The sequence below is a fragment of the Sphingopyxis fribergensis genome (assembly GCF_000803645.1).
Classification (GTDB): domain Bacteria; phylum Pseudomonadota; class Alphaproteobacteria; order Sphingomonadales; family Sphingomonadaceae; genus Sphingopyxis; species Sphingopyxis fribergensis.
In genome coordinates, this window is sequence record NZ_CP009122.1 from 1,856,745 (window position 1) to 1,879,211 (window position 22,467).

Annotated in this window: 20 protein-coding genes; 7 read left to right on the forward strand and 13 right to left on the reverse strand. The window is 63.3% G+C overall.

The annotated features are described in order from the left end of the window. The first annotated feature begins 33 nt into the window (after positions 1–33). On the forward strand, positions 34–837 hold the full coding sequence (locus SKP52_RS08660) for a crotonase/enoyl-CoA hydratase family protein (RefSeq protein WP_039573956.1): 804 nt from the start codon (positions 34–36) through the stop codon (positions 835–837). Further along, a complete protein-coding gene (locus SKP52_RS08665) occupies positions 834–1,622 on the forward strand; it encodes a tyrosine-protein phosphatase (protein WP_081997270.1) in 789 nt (262 codons plus the stop codon). Before SKP52_RS08660 ends, SKP52_RS08665 begins: the two co-directional genes overlap by 4 nt. Before the next feature lie 6 nt (positions 1,623–1,628). On the opposite strand, the gene SKP52_RS08670 is transcribed toward SKP52_RS08665, so the two are convergent. The 5 genes from SKP52_RS08670 to SKP52_RS08690 all read right to left on the reverse strand — a co-directional run bounded on the left by SKP52_RS08670 (position 1,629) and on the right by SKP52_RS08690 (position 6,780). Then, complete coding sequence (locus SKP52_RS08670) at positions 1,629–2,963, reverse strand: Xaa-Pro dipeptidase (protein WP_052208011.1); 1,335 nt, start codon at positions 2,961–2,963, stop codon at positions 1,629–1,631. Positions 2,964–3,036: 73 nt separating this feature from the next. Continuing rightward, entirely contained in the window at positions 3,037–3,660 is a 624-nt protein-coding gene (locus SKP52_RS24545; protein WP_052208013.1) for a phosphatase PAP2 family protein, read from the reverse strand. 97 nt (positions 3,661–3,757) lie between these two features. After that, on the reverse strand, positions 3,758–5,155 hold the full coding sequence (gene lpdA, locus SKP52_RS08680; protein ID WP_039573962.1) for a dihydrolipoyl dehydrogenase: 1,398 nt from the start codon (positions 5,153–5,155) through the stop codon (positions 3,758–3,760). A 27-nt stretch (positions 5,156–5,182) separates the two neighbouring features. Further along, entirely contained in the window at positions 5,183–5,488 is a 306-nt protein-coding gene (locus SKP52_RS08685; RefSeq protein ID WP_039573964.1) for a hypothetical protein, read from the reverse strand. Then, positions 5,488–6,780: a pyruvate dehydrogenase complex dihydrolipoamide acetyltransferase gene (locus SKP52_RS08690; RefSeq protein WP_039573966.1), complete on the reverse strand. Its 1,293-nt coding sequence runs from the start codon at positions 6,778–6,780 to the stop codon at positions 5,488–5,490. Before SKP52_RS08690 ends, SKP52_RS08685 begins: the two co-directional genes overlap by 1 nt. A gap of 159 nt (positions 6,781–6,939) precedes the next feature. On the opposite strand from SKP52_RS08690, the gene SKP52_RS08695 reads away from it, so the two are divergent. Beyond that, entirely contained in the window at positions 6,940–7,392 is a 453-nt protein-coding gene (locus SKP52_RS08695; protein WP_039573968.1) for a universal stress protein, read from the forward strand. Here SKP52_RS08695 and SKP52_RS08700 read toward each other — a convergent pair. Further along, entirely contained in the window at positions 7,389–7,781 is a 393-nt protein-coding gene (locus SKP52_RS08700; RefSeq protein WP_039573970.1) for a hypothetical protein, read from the reverse strand. The two genes, SKP52_RS08695 and SKP52_RS08700, sit on opposite strands and share 4 nt — an antisense overlap. 120 nt (positions 7,782–7,901) lie before the next feature. On the opposite strand from SKP52_RS08700, the gene SKP52_RS08705 reads away from it, so the two are divergent. Beyond that, positions 7,902–8,684, forward strand: a complete 783-nt coding sequence (locus tag SKP52_RS08705) for a helix-turn-helix domain-containing protein (protein ID WP_039580397.1) — start codon at positions 7,902–7,904, stop codon at positions 8,682–8,684. 89 nt (positions 8,685–8,773) lie between these two features. On the opposite strand, the gene SKP52_RS08710 is transcribed toward SKP52_RS08705, so the two are convergent. Genes SKP52_RS08710 through phaR form a run of 3 tightly spaced genes read right to left on the reverse strand, consistent with a single transcriptional unit; the run spans position 8,774 to position 13,191 of the window. After that, positions 8,774–11,077 (reverse strand): ribonuclease R family protein, encoded by a 2,304-nt coding sequence (locus SKP52_RS08710; RefSeq protein WP_039573974.1) that lies wholly within the window; start codon positions 11,075–11,077, stop codon positions 8,774–8,776. After that, positions 11,078–12,604, reverse strand: a complete 1,527-nt coding sequence (locus tag SKP52_RS08715) for an aminoacyl--tRNA ligase-related protein (protein WP_039573977.1) — start codon at positions 12,602–12,604, stop codon at positions 11,078–11,080. It abuts the gene before it with no gap. A gap of 44 nt (positions 12,605–12,648) precedes the next feature. Then, a complete protein-coding gene (phaR, locus tag SKP52_RS08720; RefSeq protein WP_039573980.1) occupies positions 12,649–13,191 on the reverse strand; it encodes a polyhydroxyalkanoate synthesis repressor PhaR in 543 nt (180 codons plus the stop codon). Between the two features lie 529 nt (positions 13,192–13,720). Here phaR and SKP52_RS08725 point away from each other — a divergent pair. After that, positions 13,721–16,945: a TonB-dependent receptor domain-containing protein gene (locus tag SKP52_RS08725; protein ID WP_039573982.1), complete on the forward strand. Its 3,225-nt coding sequence runs from the start codon at positions 13,721–13,723 to the stop codon at positions 16,943–16,945. Between the two features lie 81 nt (positions 16,946–17,026). Further along, positions 17,027–18,010, forward strand: coding sequence for a 2OG-Fe(II) oxygenase (locus SKP52_RS08730; RefSeq protein ID WP_039573985.1), 984 nt, complete (start codon positions 17,027–17,029; stop codon positions 18,008–18,010). Here SKP52_RS08730 and SKP52_RS08735 read toward each other — a convergent pair. Further along, a complete protein-coding gene (locus SKP52_RS08735; protein WP_039573990.1) occupies positions 18,007–19,056 on the reverse strand; it encodes an alanine racemase in 1,050 nt (349 codons plus the stop codon). The genes SKP52_RS08730 and SKP52_RS08735 overlap by 4 nt on opposite strands. A 43-nt stretch (positions 19,057–19,099) precedes the next feature. Beyond that, on the reverse strand, positions 19,100–20,740 hold the full coding sequence (locus tag SKP52_RS08740; RefSeq protein ID WP_039573993.1) for an MFS transporter: 1,641 nt from the start codon (positions 20,738–20,740) through the stop codon (positions 19,100–19,102). A 110-nt stretch (positions 20,741–20,850) separates the two neighbouring features. Between SKP52_RS08740 and SKP52_RS08745 the strand changes: the two genes are divergently transcribed. Then, positions 20,851–21,615, forward strand: a complete 765-nt coding sequence (locus tag SKP52_RS08745; RefSeq protein WP_039573997.1) for a cyclase family protein — start codon at positions 20,851–20,853, stop codon at positions 21,613–21,615. Here SKP52_RS08745 and SKP52_RS08750 read toward each other — a convergent pair. Together SKP52_RS08750 and SKP52_RS08755 are read right to left on the reverse strand one after the other, a co-directional pair. Further along, the gene (locus tag SKP52_RS08750) at positions 21,612–22,019 is read right to left on the reverse strand and encodes an MAPEG family protein (protein WP_039573999.1); all 408 of its coding nucleotides are present in this window, start codon (positions 22,017–22,019) and stop codon (positions 21,612–21,614) included. The genes SKP52_RS08745 and SKP52_RS08750 overlap by 4 nt on opposite strands. Positions 22,020–22,077: 58 nt before the next feature. Beyond that, complete coding sequence (locus tag SKP52_RS08755; protein ID WP_039580400.1) at positions 22,078–22,449, reverse strand: tRNA-binding protein; 372 nt, start codon at positions 22,447–22,449, stop codon at positions 22,078–22,080. Positions 22,450–22,467: the final 18 nt, after the last annotated feature.

A 22,467-nucleotide genomic window follows, 5' to 3' on the forward strand; every position in this document is an offset into this window, starting at 1 on the left:
TAGCTTTGGTTAGGCAGCAAAGGATAATTGAAGATGGGCGAATTTCTGAGTGTCGAGCGGCGGGGCAAGATCGCAATCCTGACGATGATCAAGCCCGAGAGCATGAACGCGATCGGCACCCATGAAGATTGCCAGGACATCATCGACACGTTGCGTATTCTTGGCGACGACCGCGGCGTCAGCGCGATCATCTTGACCGGCAGCGGCAAGGCGTTCAGCGCCGGCGGCAACCTCAAAGGCATGCAGGACCGCACCGGCATCGGCGTGCTCGACCAGCCCGATTCCACCCGCGCCAATTATCGCAAGGGCGTGCAGGCGGTGATCCGTGCGCTGATGGATTGCGAAGTACCGATGATCGCCGCGGTTAACGGCCACGCGATCGGCCTCGGCGCCGACCTCGCCTGCACCTGCGACATTCGCATTGCGGCGGAGAGCGCAAAATTCGCGTGCAGCTTTATCAAGGTCGGGATCGTTCCGGGCGACGGCGGGGCCTGGCTTCTCCAGAAGATACTCGGTTATCCGCGCGCCGCCGAGCTTTTCCTGACCGGCGACCGCTTTGACGCGGCGCAGGCAAAGGAATATGGTCTGGTCACGGACGTCGTGCCCGATGCGGAGCTGCTCGACCGCGCAATCGCCATTGCTGAGCGGATCGTCTGCAACCCGCCGCGCGCGCTGCGTCTGACGAAACGTCTGCTGCGCGAGGCGCAGCACAGCCGGATGAGCGATATTTTGGAACTGAGTGCGGCCTATCAGGCGATCGTCCATGAAACCGCGGATAACCGCGAGGCGATCAATGCGTTCGTCGAAAAACGTCCCCCGGTGTTTACAGGAGAATGATGATGATTGCCGAGCGAGTCCTGCCACTGGCCGGCATCCACAATTTCCGCGATTATGGCGGCTATGCGGTCGAGGGTGGCGGGCGACTTCGCGACGGGACCTTGTGGCGCTCGGCGCACCATGAGGCGGCGACCGACGACGATCTCGACGCCCTCGACGCGCTCGGGCTCGAGACGGTGATCGACCTGCGCGGCGACGACGAGCGCGAATTGCATCCGTGCCGCCGCTCCGAGGCGTTTTCGGCGCGCGTACTCTACGCGGGCGGTATCACCGCCGGGCTCGCCCCGCACCTGCAGGCGGCGGGCGGTACGATCGATGTCGAGACGGCGCGTGAGCGGATGATCGACACCTATGCGGGCATGCCCTATCGCCCGGCGCTGGTCGCGACGCTGCGGCTCTATCTGTCCGCACTTGCCGAATATGATGCGCCGAGCCTTGTCCACTGTGTCGCGGGCAAGGACCGGACGGGTTTCGCGGTCGCCATCGTCCACCGGCTGCTCGGGGTTCATGAAGATGATCTGATGCAGGATTATCTCCTCACCAATACTGCGGGCAAGATCGAGGAACGCATCGCACAGGGCGCAGCACATATCCGTTCGCGCTATGGCGCCGAGATCCACGATGATGCGATCCGCGCCCTGATGTCGGTCAATCCCGCCTATCTCGACGCCGCGCTCGCCACGGTGCGGCGCGACCATGGAGATATTCCGACCTATGCCGAGGCGGTGCTGAACTTCACCCCCGCGATGCGCGAGGCGCTGACCGACCGGTTGGTGGTGACCTGACGGGGCTTAATTGCCCCGGACGAGCACCCCACCCTTCACCACGGCATCGACGCTTTCGAGCTGGCGCACGTCGGCGAGCGGATTACCGTCTACTGCGACGATATCGGCGTAGCGGCCAACCGCGATCGCCCCGACATCCTTCTCGCGCCCGAGCGCCTCGGCGGCGTTCTTTGTCGCCGCCTGGATCGCCTGTAGCGGGGTCATCCCATATTCGACCATGACGCGGAACTGGCCGCCGACCTGTCCGTGGGGCATGACGCCCGCGTCGGAGCCGAACACCATCCGCACGCCAGCCTTCACGGCTTTACGGAAATTGTCGCGCTGGATCTGCGCGATCTCGCGGTCCTTGCGGAGGTTGTCCTCTAGCACGCCATTTTTCGCGCCTTCGGCCTGCGTATATTCGGTATTGTAGATATCCATCGAGAACCACACGGGCTGCTTGCGCGCGACGGCCATGCGGATGCCTTCGTCGTCGACGAGGCTGACATGCTCGATCGTGTCGATGCCCGCGGCGATTGCGGCGCGGATGCCGGTCGCGCCGTGGGCGTGTGCGGCGACGCGCAGCCCCCATTGATGCGCCTCTTCGGCGATCGCGGCGAGTTCTTTTTCCGACACCTGCAACTGACCGGGTTCGGTGTTGCGCGAAAAGACCCCGCCGGTGGCACAGACCTTGATTACCTCGGCGCCATATTTGCGCTGGCGGCGGACCTGGTAGCGCAGTTCTTCAGGCGTATCGCCGATACCCTCTTCCTTCCCGTCCTTCTTTTCGAGACTGGGCGGCAGGAAAGTGCTGTCACAATGGCCGCCGGTTGCACCGAGCGCATAGCCCGCCGGAACAATACGCGGCCCGGTCGCATAGCCCGCGTCGATCGCCTGCTTCAGCCCGATGTCGTTACGGTCGCTCGACCCGACGTTGCGCACGGTGGTAAAGCCCGCGCCGAGCATGTCGTTGGCGTTTTTGACGGCGGTCATGCCCCAGAAGCTGTCGGTGAATTCGAGGCCGCGATAACCGCCGATGTCGGCGGGACCGTCGAGATGGACGTGCATATCGATGAGGCCCGGAAGCAGCGTCTTGTCGCCAAGGTCGATATGTTTGACGTTCGATCCCCAGCGGACGGTGCGCGCGTCGGCGATGTTAGTGATGCGGCCATCGGGGCCGACGAAGATCGCGGGGAACTCGACCGCCTTCCCAGTGAGCACGTCGACGTAGCGCGCGGCAGTGATCACCGTCTGCCCCGCCGCGTCCTGTGCCTTGGCCGGGGCGATCGAGGCGACAAAAAGCGCCGTCGAGCCCAAAGCGATTCCCCGCAGAAAACTCCCTAACTTCACTCGCGATTGCATGTTTGACCCGCCTGTTGTTGGTGCCCGCAAACTAGATGGCAAAGCGGCGCAAAATAGGACAGCGGAAAATGCGTCAGGCGTCCGCCCGCTGCCTCGCAACCCACCAGGCACCGAGCAGCGCGAACGCCGTGCCGAGCATCGTGCCGCCGGCGATATCGCTCGCCCAATGGACGCCGAGCATGATGCGCGAGAAGCCGTTGAGGATGATCATCGTCGCTGCCAGCGTCCAAGCATAAGGCCGCCAGCGAGGCGGGGCGAGCCAGGCGAGGAGCAGGTAGACGGTCGCGGCGCTCGTTGCATGGCCGCTGGGGTAGGAATAGCTCGTCTGATGGTCGAGGTGGTCGATCAGGTCGGGGCGGGCGCGGGCGAAGCCGAGCTTCAGCAGGCTGGACGCGAGGTTCGAGAGCAGCGACGCGCCGCCGAGTGCGACGGCGCAACGCGGCCCGCACCAGTGCCAGACGAGCCCGCAAAGCAGGATGACGATGATCCAGCGCGGCGTCCCGCTGCCGATCCAGCTTATGCCTTGCATGAAGGCGATAAAGGCGGGGTCGCTTGCGTCGACGCGGATCGCAAGGCTGTGCGAGACTTGCCAGTCGGCCGCCTGAGTCCAGCCAGCGCCGACCGCGAGGCCTAGCAGGACGACGGCGGCGATAAGTGCTGCTGCTATGGCAGAAAATCGGATGAATTTGGCTGTCATATGCCTTCCCTTCGTCATTCACGCGAAAGCGGGAACCCAGCGAGCTGACGTCGCAACTGGGTTCCCGCTTTCGCGGGAATGACGAGGTTGGTGAAGATCAAATATGCAGCGGTCGCCCAAACGCCGCGAGCACGCCCTCGTGCATCGTCTCACTGAGCGTGGGATGCGGGAAGACGGTGCCGATGAAATCATCCTCGACCAGCTCGGCGGTCTTGCCGATCGTATAGCCCTGGATCAGTTCGGTGACTTCGGCGCCGATCATGTGCGCGCCGAGCAGTTCGCCGGTCTTCGCGTCGAACACGGTCTTGGTGAAACCCTCGGATTCACCGAGCGCAATCGCCTTGCCGTTGCCGATGAAGGGAAAGGTGCCGACCTTGACCTCGTAGCCGAGTTCCTTGGCTTTGGCTTCGGTCAGGCCGACGCTGGCGATCTGCGGGCGGCAATAGGTGCAGCCGGGGATGTTCCGCGGGTCCATCGCGTGCGGGTGGCCCCCCGCGATCGCCTCGACCGAAATCACCGATTCGTGCATCGCCTTGTGCGCGAGCCACGGCGGCGCGGTGACGTCGCCGATCGCCCAGATGCCGGGGACGTTGGTGCGGCACATCGCGTCGGTGTCGATATGGCCCTTGGTCGTCTTCACGCCGAGCGCTTCGAGCCCGATATTCTCGGTGTTCGGGACGATGCCGATCGCAACGATCGCGTGGCTGAATTCGGCAGATTCGGTCTTGCCGTCCTTGGTCTTGATCTTCGCGGTGACGCCGGTCGCGGTCGCCTTCAATTCCTCGACGCCGGCGCCGGTGAAGATCGTCATGCCCTGCTTCTTGAGCGATTTTTCGAGGAAGGCCGACACATCGGCATCCTCGACCGGCACCACGCGATCGAGCATTTCAACCACGGTCACGTCAGCGCCCATGTCGCTGTAGAAGCTCGCAAATTCGATCCCGATCGCACCCGATCCGATAACGAGCAGCTTCTTGGGCATTTCGGGCGGGACGAGCGCATGGCGATAGGTCCAGATGCGCTTACCGTCGGCGGGCGCGAACGGCAGGTCGCGGGCGCGTGCGCCGGTCGCGACGATGATATTCTTGGCGGAAAGGGTTTCGGTCCCCTTCTCGCCCTTCACTTCCAATTTGCCGGGCGCGGTCAGCTTGCCCTCGCCCATATGGACGGTAATCTTGTGCTTCTTCATCAGGAAGGCGACGCCCTGGCTGAGCTGCTTTGCAACGCCACGGCTGCGCTTCACGACCGCGTCGATGTCGGCGCTGATCTGTTGCGCGATCAGGCCGTAGTCACCCGCATGTTGCATATAATGATAGATTTCGGCCGAGCGCAGCAGTGCTTTGGTCGGGATGCAGCCCCAGTTGAGGCAAATGCCGCCGAGATTCTCGCGTTCGACGATCGCGGTTTTCAGGCCCAATTGCGCCGCGCGGATCGCCGCGACATAGCCGCCGGGACCCGAGCCGAGGACGATGAGGTCGTAATTCGTGTCGGCCAAGCGACTATTCCTTTCCGCCAAACATATTCATTGAAATTTCGCCATGAGGCCGAGCCCGACAGCTGGTAGCAGCCAGAGGCAAGCCATTACGATCATGGGAAGGCTAGCCTCTGTCCTTCGTAGGCGGAGCCCCAAGCCAACTGAAATAACAGCCCAAAGGCCGATCCCCAAAATCCAGGATTTCCAATGTGCGCCACCCGCCTCGCCCAACATCTGCGGGGCAACGACCATCAAAGCCACTAAGGTTCCGACGCCGAAGAACGCCAGCACCAACCCCAAAGTGGACTGACGCGAACCAAGATATTCGTTCAGCGTGGACTGCTCGCTTTGCATCAGGCAACGAGCCCCAGCGGGTTCTCCACCAGTTCCTTGAAGGTCTTCATCAGCAGCGCGCCGTCGGCGCCGTCGATTGCGCGGTGGTCGAAGCTGCCGGTCGCCGACATGACGGTCGCCATCGCGAGCGCATCGTCCACGATATAGGGCCGCTTTTCACCCGCGCCGATCGCCATGATCATGCCCTGCGGCGGGTTGATGACCGCGGTGAACTGCTTGATCCCCATCATGCCCATGTTCGAGATCGAGGCGGTGCCGCCCTGATATTCAGCGGGCTGGAGCTTGCCTTCCTTCGCCTTTGCCGCGAGTTCGGACATTTCGGTCGAGATTTTCGACATCGACTTGCCGCCGGCGTCGACGATGATCGGGGTGATCAGGCCGCCCGGGATGCTGACCGCGACCGAGATGTCGGCGCGCTTGTACTGGCGCATCACGTCGCCGCCGAAGCTGACGTTGCACGCCGGAACACGTTCGAGCGCGACCGCGAGCGCCTTGATCAGCATGTCGTTGACGCTGAGCTTGACGCCGCGGCTTTCGAGGCTGGCGTTGAGTTCGCCGCGGAGCTTGAGCAGCGCGTCGAGGCGGATGTCGACGGTCAGGTAGATGTGCGGCGATTGCTGCATCGACTCGGTCAGGCGGCGCGCGATCGTCTTGCGCATGCCCGACAGCTTTTCGTCCTCGTGCGGGATGCCGAAATCGGGGATGCTGCCCGCGGTGGCCGGTGCGGCGGTTGCTGCCGCAGGTGCGGCAGCGGCGGGAGCCGGGGCGGCGGTCGCTGCGGGTGCTGCGGCGCCAGCAGGCGCGCCTCCGAGGTCGGCCTTGACGATGCGGCCGCCGGGGCCGGTGCCGGTCAGGTTCTTGAGATCGATGCCCTGTTCGGCGGCGAGACGCTTGGCGAGCGGGCTGGCTTTGATCCGGTCGCCCGACGCAGCGGGAGCGGCTGCCGGAGCCGGTGCGGGCGTCGGCGCAGGGGCAGCGGCGGGCGCGGGTGCTTCGGCTTTCGGTTCAGCGGCGGGAGCCGGAGCAACTTTCGCGCTCCCGGCATCTTCGCCCTCGCCCGCGATTACCGCGATCACGGTGCCGACCTTCACATTGTCGGTGCCTTCGGCGACGAGAAGCTGGCTGACGACCCCCTCGTCGATCGCCTCGAATTCCATCGTCGCCTTGTCGGTTTCGATTTCGGCGAGCAGGTCGCCCGATTTGACCGTGTCGCCTTCCTTGACCAGCCATTTGGCAAGGGTGCCTTCCTCCATCGTCGGCGAGAGGGCGGGCATTTTCAGTTCAATTGGCATGGTTAGGCGTATCCCTGTCAGTCTCGCAGGCGTCGCCTGCCGCTACGGTTTGTTCCTCGCCATAAGCCTTGCGTCGGTCAAGGTCTAGCGGGCCAGCTTGCGTTTCATACGAATGTGACGCACTCTTAGCCCCAAGCAAAAACACGAGGGGTCGGGGTGATGCGGACATATCTGGTGGTGATCGACGACAGTCCGGAATCGACGCTGGCGTTGCGTTTTGCCGCGCGGCGTGCGGCGCGGACGGGCGGCGGCGTCATGGTGCTGGCGATTATCCCCCCACAGGATTTCGTCGCTTTCGGTGGCGTCCAGGCGACGATCGAGGCCGAAGCGCGCGAACATGCCGAGGAGATTGTGGCGGCGGCTTCCGATGCCGTCGTGCAGGAAGGCGTCACGCCGCAGACGCTGATCAAGGCGGGCGACCCCGCCGAGGTCGTGCGCGACGTGATCGGCGCGAGCGAAGAGATTGCGGCGCTGGTGCTGGCGACCGCCGCGACCGGCGCGCCGGGGCCGCTGGTCGCGCATTTCACCGGACAGGATGCGGGGACGCTTCCCTGTCCGGTGATGCTGGTGCCCGGCGGGATCGATATTTCCCGGCTCGATGCGTTGAGTTAGACGGTTGCGAGCCGCGACAGCGCAGCTGCGCCCTTCGCCTCGAAAATTGCGAAATCGAGGACAACGATAGCCTGAATCGCGACGATGGCGATGCCGAGCCATGTCATCTGGCCCGCGAAGATCGCGAGAACCCCAAAGCTGGCGGCGACCCAACCGAGGTTGCCCACCGCGATCAGGTTCGCGAGTCCTTTGCTTGGCGCTTTCTGATAGGCGACGAACAGCATCAGCAGCGCGGACGGCAGGCCGATCCAGCCCGCGACGGTCACCACATCGGAGGGGAGGCCGAGCAGCGCGGCGACCGTCGCGGTCGCAAAAACACACAGGATGAACAGCGCAATGCAGGTGATAGCGTCGATGATCAGTATGTTCTTGAGATTGAAGATGGACATGATGTTTCTCCTTTCGAATGCCCGTCCCAAATGGTCCTGAAAATGCGGCCAGTCGATTACGCGAGGGGTAATGGAAAAGCGGAAATCCGAGGTATAGCTCTCCGAACAAAGGAGATGATCATGCAAGTCGCAACGCTGGGCGCACAATTGCGCGAATGGCGCACGCGCCGCCGGATGAGTCAGATGGATCTCGCGCTCGATACCGAGATTTCGACCCGCCACCTGAGCTTCATCGAGACGGGTCGCTCGAAACCGAGCGCGCAAATGCTGCAACGGATCGCCGACAGCCTTGAGGTACCGCACCGCGCGCGCAACGCGCTGTTGCTCGCGGCGGGTTATGCCCCCGATTATCAGGAACGGCCGCTCGACAGCGCCGAGATGGCGGGAATGCGCGCGATCGTCGACCATGTGCTGAAGGGGCATGAGCCGTATCCGGCGCTGGCGGTCGACCGGCACTGGAACATGACCGCCGCGAACGACGCGATTGCGATCCTGATCGAACAGGTCTCCCCCGCCCTGCTGGCGCCGCCGGTCAATGTGCTGCGCATCGCGCTGCACCCCGAGGGGCTGGCGCCGCAGATCGTCAACCTTGGCGAATGGCGCGCGCATATCCTGCACCGGCTGGACCTGCAGATCGAGGCGAGCGCCGACGCGGGGCTGATCGCGCTGCGCGAGGAACTGGCCGGTTATGCCGTCGAAGCGAACGACAATGGCGGCGGCCATGTGAGCGGGATCGCGGTGCCGTTGATCCTCGACACGGTTGCGGGGCGGATTTCGTTCGTCTCGACCGTGACCATCTTCGGCACGCCGGTCGACATTACGCTGTCGGAACTGGCGATCGAGGCGTTTTTCCCGGCAGATGCGGAGAGTGCCGCGCTGTTGCAGAAACTGGCGGCGAAATAATCACCCTCGTCATTCCCGCGAAAGCGGGAACACAGTTGCAACGGCTGCGCGCTGGGTTCCCGCTTTCGCGGGAATGACGAAAATTGGGTTTAGCGGCGCTTTCCCTTATGCTTGATATTCGCCGGCCGCCCCCGCTTGCCGACGACATGTTTGCCGGCCTTGTCCTTCACCCCGTCGCGCCGCGGCGGACGGTTCCGAAAACCGCCCTCGGGCGCGTCGGGCAATTCGAAACGGAGTGAGCCGCTGATCGGATTGGCGTCGATCAACCGGAGGTCGAGGCGCTGCCCCGTCGTGAAGCTGACGCGGCCATGCTCGCTATCGAGGCTGCGCGCCGCCTCGTCGTAGAAGAAGCGTTCGTTGCCCAGCGTTGATACGGGAACCAAGCCATCGCCGCCGAGGCCGTCGACGGTCGCGAAGAAGCCGAAGGGTTGTACCCCGGTGATCCGCGCCTGCACGATTTCGCCCTTTTTGGTCGAAAGATAGGCGGCGACATAGCGGTCGACGGTCTCGCGTTCGGCCTCCATCGCGCGGCGTTCGAGCGCGCTGATTGCTTCGCCGATGCGTGACAGACCCTTGGCGTCGGCCTCGCCCAGCCCGGTCCGTGTAGGCAAATCCTTGGGCTTGCCGGGCACTTCGAGTTTCCAGGAATCGACGAGCGCGCGGTGGACGATCAAATCGGCATAACGACGGATCGGCGAGGTGAAATGCGCGTAGCTGCCGAGTGCGAGGCCGAAATGGCCAGCGTTTGCGGGGCCGTAATAGGCCTGCGTCTGGCTGCGCAGGATCGCCTGCATGATTTCGGGCAGCCGGTCGTCTTCGGAAAAGCCGTCGATCAGGCGGTTGAACACAGCGGGGGTGATCACCTGCCCGAGCGCGAAACTCTGTTCGAAGGTTTCGAGATAATCCTTCAGGCTGACGAGCTTTTCGCGGCTCGGTGGCTCGTGGATGCGGTACATGACCGGCGACTTCTTCGCCTCGAGCGCCTTCGCCGCCGCGACGTTCGCCGCGATCATATAATCCTCGATCAACCGCATCGAATCGAGCCGGTCGCGGACGCGGATCTCGGCGATCCCGCCCTGCTCGTCGAGGATCACCTGGCGTTCGGGCAGGTCGAGGTCGAGCGGTGCGCGGGCCGCACGCGCCTTGGCAAGCATGGCCCAGCAGGCCCAAAGATTCTTGAGCGTCGGGAGCACGTCGGCGTCCCATTCATCGCGCGGTGCGTCGGTGTCATAGGCCGCTTGCGCATGTTCATAGGCGATGTTGGCACGCAGCCGAACGAGCGCGCGGGTGAAACGCCATGACGTCACTTTCCCATGCTTGTCGATGACGAGATGACATGCCATTGCGGCGCGATCGTGCCCCGCTTTCAGCGAGCAGACGCCCGCAGACAATGTCTCGGGCAGCATCGGCACGACCTGGTCGGGGAAATAGACACTGTTGCCGCGCCGCCGCGCCTCGCGGTCGAGATCGCCGTCGGGGCGGACATAATAACTCACGTCAGCGATTGCGACGATTGCGCGGAAACCGCCCTTGTTCGGACCCTCGGTGTCAGACTCGGCCCAGACGGCGTCGTCATGGTCACGCGCGTCGATCGGGTCGATCGCGACGATCGGCAGGTCGCGCAAATCCTCGCGGCCCTCGGGGGTGAGCGGCAACTTCGCCGCCTTTTCCGCCTCGGTCAACGTTTCGGCGCCGAAGACGTGGGGGATTTCGTGTCGCGCGATCGCAATCATGCTGAGCGCGCGCGGCGCGAAGGGATCGCCGAGGCGCTCGATGACCTTGGCCTTGATCGCGGGGCCGCGCCCGGTCAGTTCGGCGCGGACGAGATCGCCGACGTTGCCATCGCCCTTGTCGGCAACCGCGAAGTCGTAGCGCGCGCGCTTGTCGGCGGGGCGCAGCCACAGGATCGGCTTGCCGCCCGGCCCCATATCTTCGACGAGCACACCGATCACCGTCTCGCCGCCCGCTTCGAGCCGTTTCATCGGGTGTGCGACATGGCCGCTGCCGCGTTCTTCGGTGCGGGCTAGGATCCGATCGCCGACGCCGAGTGCGCCCTTGCGGCCCTGCTCGATCACGCGCAGGCGCGGGGGAGGTGTGGCAGCTTCCCAGCGTTCGGGCACCGCCCAGACATTGCTGCCCTCGATCGCCGCGACGCGCAGCACGGTGACACGCGGCAAGCCTCCATGCTTGTGGAAGGCACGTCCGGGGGCAAGATCGACGAGCCCCTCGTCGGTCATGTCCTTAAGCAGCGCCTTCAGCGCGATCTTGTCATTGCCGTGGAGCGCAAAATGCTTCGCGATTTCGCGTTTGCCGACGGCCTCCTTGCTCTCTTCGATGAAGCGCAGGATCTGATCCGGGCTGGGCAGACCAGCAGGCTGTTGCCGTTTCGCCAATTAATAGGTCCGGCCGATGAGCACGCGTTCGACGGCGGGCTTGCCGGTGAAGAAACAGGCGCCGTCGGCAGGCGCGGCGTCGAGCGGGGTGTTGCGCATCGTCAGCTTCAAAGCCTTGAGCTGCTCGACGATCCCATCGAGGACCGCGCCGGTCGGGCGCGACCATTGCACCTCGACCCAGCCAACGAACTTGGCGTCGCCGGCGTAGTGCGCTGCAAGGTCGGTCACGTCGCGGCGGATATTGGCGTGAAGGCGCTCTTTCGCCTCGGCGTAAAGATTGTCCTGGATCTCGCCGAGCGTAGCGACCGCAGCGGCGACGAAATCGCCGCGCGGGATGAACGCACTATTGAGCTTGCCATCGTCCTTGTAGAGCCGGTCGCGGCGGATCACCGCGACATTGCCGCTGGCGACATCGCGCGGACCGATTTCGACGATGATCGGTGCACCCTTCTTGACCCAGCCCCAGCGCTTCGTCTGCGCCTTGTTGGCGCCGGCGTCGAGATGGACGCGCAGCGGTTCGCGGAAAGCGTCGAGTGCTTTCAGCTCGGCTTGGAGCGATGCGCAATAGTCGAGGATCGCCTGATCCTCCTCATTATCGCGCAGCATCGGCACGATGACGACCTGGTGCGGTGCAATGCGCGGCGGGCATCGCAGGCCATCGTCGTCGCCATGCGTCATGATGACCGCGCCGATCGTGCGCGTCGAAAAACCCCAGCTGACGGTGTGGCACAGGCTGTGGCCGCCATCCTTGTCCTGGAAGCGGATGTTTGCTGCTTCGGCGAAGCCGGTGCCGAGATAATGCGAGGTGCCGGCCTGCAGCGCTTTGCCGTCCTGCATCATCGCCTCGATCGAATAGGTCGCGGCGGCGCCTGGAAAACGCTCATTCTCGGGCTTTTCGCCTGCAATCACCGGCAGCGCGAGCGCCTCTTCGGCAACCGCGCGATAGAGTTCGAGCGCGCGCATCGTTTCAGCGACCGCGTCTTCCTTGCTGTCATGCGCGCTATGGCCTTCCTGCCACAGGAATTCGGCGGTGCGCAGGAACATGCGCGTGCGCATTTCCCAGCGCACGACATTGGCCCACTGGTTGACGCGCAACGGCAGGTCGCGCCACGACTGAACCCAGCGGCTCATCGCCGCGCCGATCACCGTTTCCGATGTCGGACGGACGATCAGCGGCTCCTCGAGCTTCGCCTCCGGGTCGGGGATCAGCTTGCCCTTACCGTCCTGGATCAGGCGGTGGTGCGTGACGACCGCCATTTCCTTCGCGAAACCATCGACATGGTCGGCTTCCTTCTCAAAGAAGCTCAAGGGGATGAACAGCGGAAAATAGCAGTTCTGGACGCCCATGTCCTTGATGCCCGCGTCCATGATCGTCTGGATGCGCTCCCATATGCCATAGCCCCACGGCTTGATGACCATGCAGCCGCGCACGCCCGATTCCTCGGCGAGGTCGGCTTCGGCAATGACATCCTGATACCAGGCCGCGAAATCGGCCTGCCGGGTTACGCTGAGCGCATGTTTGACCATGATATTCCGTATTTTCCGTAGCTGGGGCGCCGGGGGCGGCCCGATTAATTCTTGTTGGCGAGCGCGGCCTTGAGTTCGGCGACTTCGGCCTTGAGCGCCGCGATCTCGGCATCCTTGGTCTTGCTTCCACCGGCGCCCGGAATGAACGCGCCCGCCGCCTGCTGGAACATCTCCATATTGCGGCGCGTCAGCTCGGCAAGCGGGTTCGACCCCAGAGCGCCTTCGAGCGCCGAGCGAACATCTTGCTGGTTCTTGCGGAACGCGGTCATCGACGCTTCGAGATATTGCGGCACCATCGACTGCATCTTGTCGCCGTACATGCCGATCAGGTGACGCAGGAAATTGACCGGCAGCAATGTTTCGCCGCGCGTTTCCTCGTCCATGATGATTTGCGTCAGGACATTATGCGTGATGTCGTCGCCGCTTTTGGCATCGACGACGCGAAAATCGCGGCCGTCGCGGACCATCGTGCCCAGATCTTCGAGCGTGATGTAGCAGCTGCGTTCGGTGTCATAGAGCCGCCGGTTGGCGTATTTCTTGATCGTGACAACGTCATCTTCCGTCGCCCCCGCCCTTGATTTCGCCATTTTGACCTGCGCTCCTAACAATGCCCGGGCCATGGCGACTGCGCCGCCGGGGACATTCGAAGCGACTGCATTAGCATCAAATAATGATGCATCGCAACATGCCCCGCCTGTTCGCCGCAACAGGCACGACTTGTCCCTGTTCGGCGCAAGGTCGCACTCGAATCGCACCCCGTCGAAAACGTGCATGCGATCGCGACGAAACGCCGCTGACAATCGGTGGCCTGCGTCCGCTTCGACGGCGCCCAAACGGCTAAACGCAATTTAGTTTCATCAGAAATCAACGAAGTGGTATTTTTGACTCAGCCAGGCGCCGATAGGGGTTGTTCCTTTCGCTTCCGGGCATTTTGATTTCAAGGCCCTCGACGTGGCGAGCGGCTCGCGCTGTTGCGAAAAAGTCACAGCGCCCAAACGGAGTCTCCAGACTGTCAGAAATTTTACATCAAAGGCTTGTGCCGTCCAAAATTTCGGGCTCTCTAAGCCTCAATCCGTTCACTCCCAACTCTTGAACGGACAACCGGGGAATTACATCATGAAGAAGACTAGCCTGCTGGTTCAGGGCTCCGCTCTGACTCTTGCTTTATTCAGCGCAATGCCCGCGATGGCACAGGATGCCGCGCCCGCAGACGAAGTCGCGAGCGCAGCTGAGGAAAGCGCCATTGTCGTCACTGGCTCGCGTATCCGCCAGCCGAACCTTGAGTCGGCTAACCCGATCGCCGTCGTGACCGGCGCCGAAATCTTTCAAACCGGCGGGATCTCGGTCGGCGACCTTCTGAACGAACTGCCGCAGCTGCGCAGCACGTTCAGCCAGCAGAACTCGACGCGCTTCCTCGGGACGCGCGGCCTCAACCTGCTCGACCTTCGCGGCCTCGGCACGCAGCGCACGCTGGTGCTCGTCAACGGCCGCCGTCACGTCGGTTCGGACGTCCTGTCGAACGGCGTTTCGGTCGACACCAACACCATTCCTTCGGACTTGATCGAACGTATCGACATCGTGACCGGCGGTGCATCTGCCGTTTACGGTTCGGACGCGATCGCGGGCGTCGTCAACTTCATCCTCAAGGACGACTTCGAAGGCGTGCAGGCGCGCGGCCAGAGCGGCATTTCGCGCTATGGCGACGCCGGCAACCAGTTCGTCTCGCTGACCGCCGGCAAGAACTTCGCTGACGGTCGCGGCAACGTCGCCGTCAACCTTGAATATGCCCGCAGCTCAGACTTTTATGCTTCGGGTCGCCCCTATCTCGACACCAACGATGCCTTCCTTATTGTGGAAGCCGACCCCGCGGGTTCGCCGAACGGCGCGGCCGGCGGTTTCGACCGTTATTATTATCGCGACATCCGTTCGACGACGATCAGCCTTGGCGGCATGGTCGCGGCTTATCCGAACCCGACGGCTGCTCCGTGCGGTCGCGGCGGCGGGACCGCGTTTACCTGCGCCTTCCTGTTCCAGCCCGATGGCAGCCTCGTGGAGCAGACCGGCGACCGTGCCGGCCTTGGCCCGACGGGGCCGTTCATCGGCGGCAACGGCATGACCGGCCGTGAAGGCAAGCTCATCGCCCTTTCGCCGCAGCTCGAGCGCTATTCGGCGAACCTGATTGCGCATTTCGAAGTTTCGCCGGCGTTCGTGCCCTTCCTTGAAGCGAAATATGTCCGTTCGGAAGCAATCGGCTCGCAGAGCGGTCCGTTCTTCTCGCAGGGCGCGACGCTCGGCGACGTGGGCGGCCGCGAACGCATCCGTCTCGACAACCCGTATATCACTGCGCAAGCGCGTCAGCTGCTGACCGATACGTTCCTGGCCTCGACGGTTAACCCGAACACCGGCGCCGCGATCGGACCGACCCGCAACGCCGACGGAGATATCATCCGGACCGCAGCTGAAAATTTGGCGTTGCAGCGCGCCGCGATCACAGCGGGCACTTTCCGCTTCAGCCTGCGCCGCAACTGGACCGACTTCGGCACGCGCGACGAACAGATCACCCGCGAAACCTATCGCGCCGTGATTGGTGCCCGCGGCGATTTCAACGACGACTGGAACTATGAAATCTTCGCCAACTATGGCGAGCACAAGGAAAAGAACCTGATCAAGGGCAACGTCAACATCCAGCGTTACCTGCTGGGCGTCGACACCACGACCGATGCGAGTGGCAACATCGTCTGCCGCTCGTCGCTCGATCGGAACGCAACATTGTCGTATCTCTATGGCGATCAGTTGCTCGGTACCGACCCCGACACGGGCCAACCCGTTCCCACCCGCGATCCGCGACTCGCCGCCGATATCGATGCTTGCGTTCCGATCAACCCGTTCGGCGAAGGTTCGGTCACCGATGCGGCGCGCAATTATGTGCTCGTCGACTCGCTCGCGACCGGCAAGATCACCCAGCTCAACATCGGCGGCTTCGTCGCCGGCGACACGAGCGAATTCTTCAACCTGCCGGGTGGCCCCGTGGCCTTCTCGCTGGGTGCAGAATATCGCCGCGAAACGCTGGACTATGATCTCGACGATCTGACGCAGGAAGGCTACGCCTTCTACAACGCGATCCCGAGCTTTGACTCGCCCGCGTTCGAAGTGAAGGAAGTCTACGGCGAAATTCAGCTTCCGATGCTGCGTGACACGCCCTTCTTCCAGGAACTGACGCTGCGCGCCAACGGCCGTATCTCGGATTACAAGGGCGGCGCCGGCACCACCTATACCTATGGTGGTGAAATCATGTGGAAGCCGATCGAAGACATCGGGTTCCGCGGCACCTATGCTCGCGCGGTCCGTGCTCCGAACCTTGCCGACCTCTATTCGGCGCAGGGTCAGAACTTTGCTCCGGGCTTCGGCGATCCCTGTTCGGCCGTCAACCTGGCGACGGGCTCGGCCAATCGCGTGGCGAACTGCCAGGCAGCGGGCGCTCCGGCCGGGTACGACTTCCGTTACAGCTCGTCGCTCGAGATCCTGAGCGGCGGCAATACCGACCTGAAGTCGGAAAAGTCGGATTCGTACACCGTTGGCGTGTTGCTGCAGCCGCGGTTCATCCCGGGGCTTTCGTTCTCGGCCGACTATTACACGATCACCGTCAATGACGTGATTACGGCGCCGTCGGCGCAGCAGATCGCCAACGCCTGTTACGATCTTCCCGATCTGAACAACCAGTTCTGCTCGCTCTTTGAGCGTGCAGGTCCCGGTGGCGGTCCGCGTGGCGAGGTCGAGTTCCAGATTCTCGAAGGCTCGCTGATTCAGACCAGCCAGAACTACGCGAAGCTGAAGGCACGCGGTATCGATGCACAGCTCGACTATCGTTACTCCGACGGCGACTGGACCTTCACCTTCGGTGGTCTGTACACCCGCGTTCTGCAGCGTGACGAATTCCTGAACCCGGCGAACCCGGACTTCAAGAACCGTATTCTTGGCGAGCTGGCCGATCCGAAGAACCAGGTGAACGTCAATCTCAGCGCCAAGTATAAGAGCGTGACGCTGGGCTATCAGTTCCGCTGGATCGACAAGATGTACCTGAACACCTACGAAGACTTCAACGAGTTGAACGGCCTGCCGCCGCAGAACCTGGACTATGCGCCCGTGCAGAAATATCCGTCGGTCGCCTATGTCGATCTGCGTGCGCAGGTCGACATTTCGGAGGCCTTCAACTTCTACGCCGGTGTCGACAACGTCTTCAACCGCAAGCCGCCGTTCGGTCTGACCGGCGTCGGCGCGGGCTCGGGCATCTATGACAACCGCGGCCAGTATCTCTATGCTGGTATCGTCGCGAAATTCTGATCGCGTATCAGAACAGCGTAATTGGGGGCCGGAGCGATCCGGCCCCCTTTTTTTTGCCGTGAACACCGCTACAATCCGGCCATGCTTCACGGGTCGCCCATCGAACAAGCGAACAGGCTCTTTGCCCAAAAACGCCCGGCGGATGGACTGGCGCTGCTGAAGCGCGCCGCGAAGGAAGGAAATGTCGACGCGCTGATGCAACTGGCGGTCTTCGATTTCGCGGGAAGTCATGGTGCTCGCGATTTGCCTCGCGGCCGGAAATGGCTACGCCGTGCGGTCGAAATCGGCCATGTCGATGGCGCGTTGATGGAGGTGGCGCTGGTCGCGAACGGATCGGGTCAGGCGCATCCGGATTGGACGGGCGCGCTGGCTTTGCTGCGAACGGCGGCGCAGGGCGACCCGGTAGCGGCCGAACAGTTGGAACTGGTCGAACGCATGTCGGTCGACGGACAAGGCCGTCCCGACGCGCTTCCGAAGGGCGAACCGCTTTCCAAAACACCGCATGTCGTTCGCTATCGCGCGCTGTTCTCGCCCGCGGAGTGCGCGCAGGTCGCGGCAGTGGCTGGGCCGATGCTCGAACCGTCTGCGATCGTCGACCCATCCACCGGGACGCTTCGCCCGCATCCGGTCCGCACCGCAATGGCCGCCGTGATCGGACCCGCAAAAGAAAGTCTTGTCATTCGCGCGATCAACCACCGTCTGGCGGCCGTCACCGGTACGTCTACCGAGCAGGGCGAACCTCTCTCGGTGATGCGGTACGATATTTCCCAGCAATATAGAATGCATATCGACGCCTTGCCGGGCACCGCCAACCAGCGGATCAAGACCGCCATCATCTATTTGAACCACGGTTATGAAGGCGGTGAAACGCTTTTTGAACACGGCCCGAAAATTGCCGGTCAGCAGGGCGACGTCATCGTTTTCGACAATGTCAGAAGCGATGGATCGCCCGATCCTCTATCGCGCCATGCGGGCCTGCCAATTGTGCGGGGCGTCAAGTGGATCGCGACGCGTTGGATACGCGAGGCCGACTATGATCCGTGGACCTATCGTCCAGGGACCTAGATCCAAATCCGGTCGAACCGGCGGCCCAGGCCCGTCAGTAACTCATATTGCGACAACCCGCAGCGCGCGGACGTTGACGGCAGATCATAGTCGAGCGCAAGCCAGTCGCCCTCTTCGATCGCTCGGGCGTCGCTGGCATCAAAGGCGATGAGATCCATCGATATACGGCCGATCAGCGGCAGCGCGCGCTCCTGCCATGTCGCGGTTGCGCAGCTCCCGGCGTGGCAGCGCAAAAAGCCGTCCGCATATCCCATGTTCGCGACCGCAACCCGGCTGTCGCGCCGCGCGGTCCAGGTCGCACCATAGCCCACTACCTCACCCTGCAGCACCGAGCGCACCTGCAGCACGCGCGTTTCGGGATAGACGACCTGGCGGATATGCCCCTCAGCTTCGCTGCGCGGCGTGCCGCCATAGAGCGCGAGTCCGGGGCGCGTCAGATCGAAGGCATAATCGCCGCCCAGGCAGACGCCGGCGCTGTTCGCCAAACTGTATCGCCGTGCGGGAATGGCCTGCCGCAGGGCCTGAAATGCCGCGAGCTGACGTGCATTCTGGTCGCTGTCCTCGTCGGCCGACGCAAGATGGCTGAGCAGGGTTTCGATCGAAAGCCCGTCGAGCGCGCCGCCCACGGCCTCTTCGACACGCAGGCCGAGGCGGTTCATCCCGGTATCGACCATCACATCACACGGGCGCCCTTCCCCGGCTTCGCGCCAGCGCGCGACCTGTTCAACGCTGTTCAGAACCGGCCGTGCGGGCAGCGTGCGCGCGGCAACCATGTCGCTGGCGCCAACACCGTGAAGCACCGACAGCGACACGCCCTCGGGAAGTGGCATCGCCGCCGCCGCCTCGGCCCAGGTCGCAACGAAAAAGTCGCGGCAGCCGGCCGCGGCCAGATACGCGATCACCGCGCGCGCGCCAAGGCCGTAACCGTCCGCCTTGATCGCGGCGCCGCACGCCGCGCCGTTGCTTTGACTGGCCAGCCAGCGCCAGTTGGCGACGAGGGCCTCGCTGTCGAGACGGAGGCGTAGCGGCGACGGGACTTCGATCATCTCCTGCCCCTATACGGGTTCAACCGCCTCGCCAATGGGGTGTTCAGACCGTCGGCGTAGTCGTTGGGACTGGCTTGTTCCACTGCCCTTCGACCGGATCCTTGAGCATGAAGGCGGTCACAAGGAAGGCAATGAGCACGACGCCCCAAGTGTACCACAGGCCCGAATAGGCATTGCCGGTCTTGGCGATGATGAAACTCGCGATCAGCGGGAGGAAGCCCCCGAAATACCCGGTACCGAGATGGTAGGGAATCGACAGCGAGGAATAGCGGACATGCGGCGGGAACATTTCCGAAAGCAGCGCCGCAACGGGGCCATAGGTAAAGCCCGACAGCGCGCTGAGCCCAAGCAGCGCGAGAAAGATGACGGCGATGCTGTCCCAACTCGGTATCTGCTTGGCGAAATCATAGCCCATCGCTTCGAGCGCGGGCTGCAGAAGCGCGGGGTCCTCGCTCGCGACTTCGCGGTCGCCGATACGGATAGTGACGCTGTCAAAGCCGCTGTCCGTCGCCGCGACGGTGTAGGGCACGCCCAATTTCGTGAGCTCGCCCAATGTCCGGCCGCATGCCGTTTCCTGTTTCTGTGCAAAGGGGTCGAAGCTGCATTGCGAACCGGTTACGGTCACCGGCGCGCGCTCGGCAGCAGCCGACAGTGCCGGGTTGCCGACGCTGCCCATCCACCAGAAGAGCGGAAAGAGCAGAACCAGCGTCGCAGCATAGCCCCAAACGATCGGTTTCTTGCGTCCGACCCGATCGGAGAGGTGGCCGGCCCAGATGAAGAAGCCCATGCCGGTCGCCGCGGCGACGCCGACGATGATTTCGGCGGCGGTATCCTCGACCTTCATCGGACCTTTCAGGAACGACAGGCCCGAGAACATCGCGGTGTACCAGATAACGGTGAGGCCCGCGGCGATGCCGAACAGCGCGATGAAGATTCGGCGCGGGTTGCCGGGGTAGGTGAAGCTTTCCTTCAGCGGGTTCTTGGCCAGCTCGCCTTGCTGCTTCATCGCCTGAAAAACCGGGCTTTCGGACAGTTTGAGCCGCATCCACAGCGAAATGGCGAGCAGGATCAGCGACAGCAGGAAGGGCACGCGCCAGCCCCAGCTTTCCCAGAGCGCATCGGACATCAGCGCCTTGCAGCCGAGCACGACGATCAGGCTGAGCACGAAACCGCCGACGACGCTGGCCTGGATGAAGCTGGTGTAGAAACCGCGCTTTCCCGGCGGCGAATGTTCGGCGACATAGACCGCCGCGCCGCCATATTCGCCGCCCAGCGCAAGACCCTGCAGGATGCGGAGCAGGATGACGATGATCGGCGCGGCGATGCCAATGGTGGCCGCCGACGGGATCATGCCGACGCCTGCGGTCGCGATGCCCATCAAGGTGACGGTCACAAGGAAAGTATATTTGCGTCCGAGCCGGTCGCCGAGGAAGCCGAACAGCACCGCACCCAAGGGCCGGAAACCGAAGCCGACCGCAAATCCCGCCCATACGAGCAAAGTTTCGAGCGTCGCATTGTCGCTGGGAAAAAAGGCCTTGCCGATGATCGCCGCGAGCGTGCCGTAAATGAAGAAATCATACCATTCGAACACGGTGCCCGCCGACGAGGCGGCGATGACCATGCGGATATCTTTCGCGGTGGGTTCGTAAACGGCCGCGTTTCCGGCGGCGGCACTCTCGGTCATACACTCTCCCCCGCCCCATATTGCATGGGGCTTTCGCTCTTCTCTACCGGGCAAGCGCCGCTGCGCAAGCCTTCTTGGCGTAGCGTCATTCCGGTGGCAGGATGCCCCGCATGCAGTTCATCGACCTTTCGATCCCGATCACCAACGACGTCATATCCGACCCGCCGGTTATGCGCCCCAACATCACCTATATGACCCACGAAAATACGTGGGAGCAGATCGCGATGTTCTTCCCCGGCCTGACTCGCGAGGATCTGCCCGACGGTGAAGGCTGGGCGGTCGAGATGATGTCGCTGAGCACACACAACGGCACGCATATGGATGCGCCGTGGCATTATCATTCGACGACCGACAGCGGCGCCTCGCCTGCCCCGTCGATCGATGAAGCACCGCTCGACCTCTTCTTTCGACCGGGGGTGAAGCTCGACTTTTCGGATCGTCCGCACGGGCACGTCGTGAGCGCCGCCGAGGTCGAGGCCGAACTTGTGCGGATCGGGCACGACCTCCAGCCGCTCGACATCGTGCTCGTCCAGTCGGGCGCACTCTATGGCACCGAAAATTTCACCGATCAGGGTTGCGGCATGGGCGCCGAGGCGACGCTGTATCTGACCGAGCGCGGCGTAAAGGTCGTCGGCACCGACGCTTGGAGCTGGGACGCGCCGTTCAGCCACACCGCGAAGCGCTGGGCCGAAACGCGCGATCCGTCGATCATCTGGGAAGGGCATAAGGCGGGGCGCATCCGGCCTTATTACCAGATCGAGAAGTTGACCAACCTCACCGCGATCCCCGCGACGGGCTTCACCTTCAGCTGCTTCCCAGTGAAGATCGAGCGCGCCAGCGCGGGCTGGATCCGCGCGGTGGCGCTGGTCGACTAAAGGTTGGTCGTTGCCAAAATCCATAGCGTCCAGCCGGCCAGCACCAGCAACGCACCGAAGGTCGCAAGGACGCCGATCTGTCGGCCGAGCGGCGCCTTCCCCGGCTCCGACGGCGTATAGAGCCCGATCACATGCGCGACGCGGCCGATGAGGAACATCGCACCGATGATCATCAGGCCCATATGATTGGCGCGTGCCGTTTCCAGCAGCCCGAGCAGGATGATCGTGATCGGTGCATATTCGGCGAGATTTCCGTGCGCACGGCTGGCGCTGATCAGTTTGGCATCGCCATGGTCGCCGAAAGCGGCCTTCACGCGCAGTCGCTGGCGCACCGTATCGATCGCTGTGACGAGCAGCAGCAACGCGCAAACGGCGGCCACGAACGCGGTTACGGGTAATGTCATGAGCCCTCTCCCCTGTTTCCCTTCGCGAGACTAGCCGCGATGTCGGGCACGGGAAAGGTTAGAAGAGGCGCGACCCGTCGGGAACTTTGCGATCAGGTGCGAAGAGGATCACCGCGCCCTCCTCGTCGGCGAAGCCGAGCGTAAGCACTTCGGACATATATTTGCCGATTTGGCGCGGAGGGAAGTTGACGACCGCCGCCACTTGCCGCCCCGCGAGGTCTTCGGCCGTATAGCGGTCGACGATCTGCGCGCTGCTTTTCTTGATCCCAATCGCGGGGCCGAAGTCGATCTTCAGCTTGAAAGCGGGCTTGCGCGCCTCCGGGAATGGCTCGGCCGCGACGATCGTGCCGATGCGGATGTCGACCTTTAAGAAATCGTCGAAGGTGATTTCGGGTGCCGCGACTGCGTCGGCGTCGTGTTTTACGTGCATTCCAAAAAACTCCGTCAT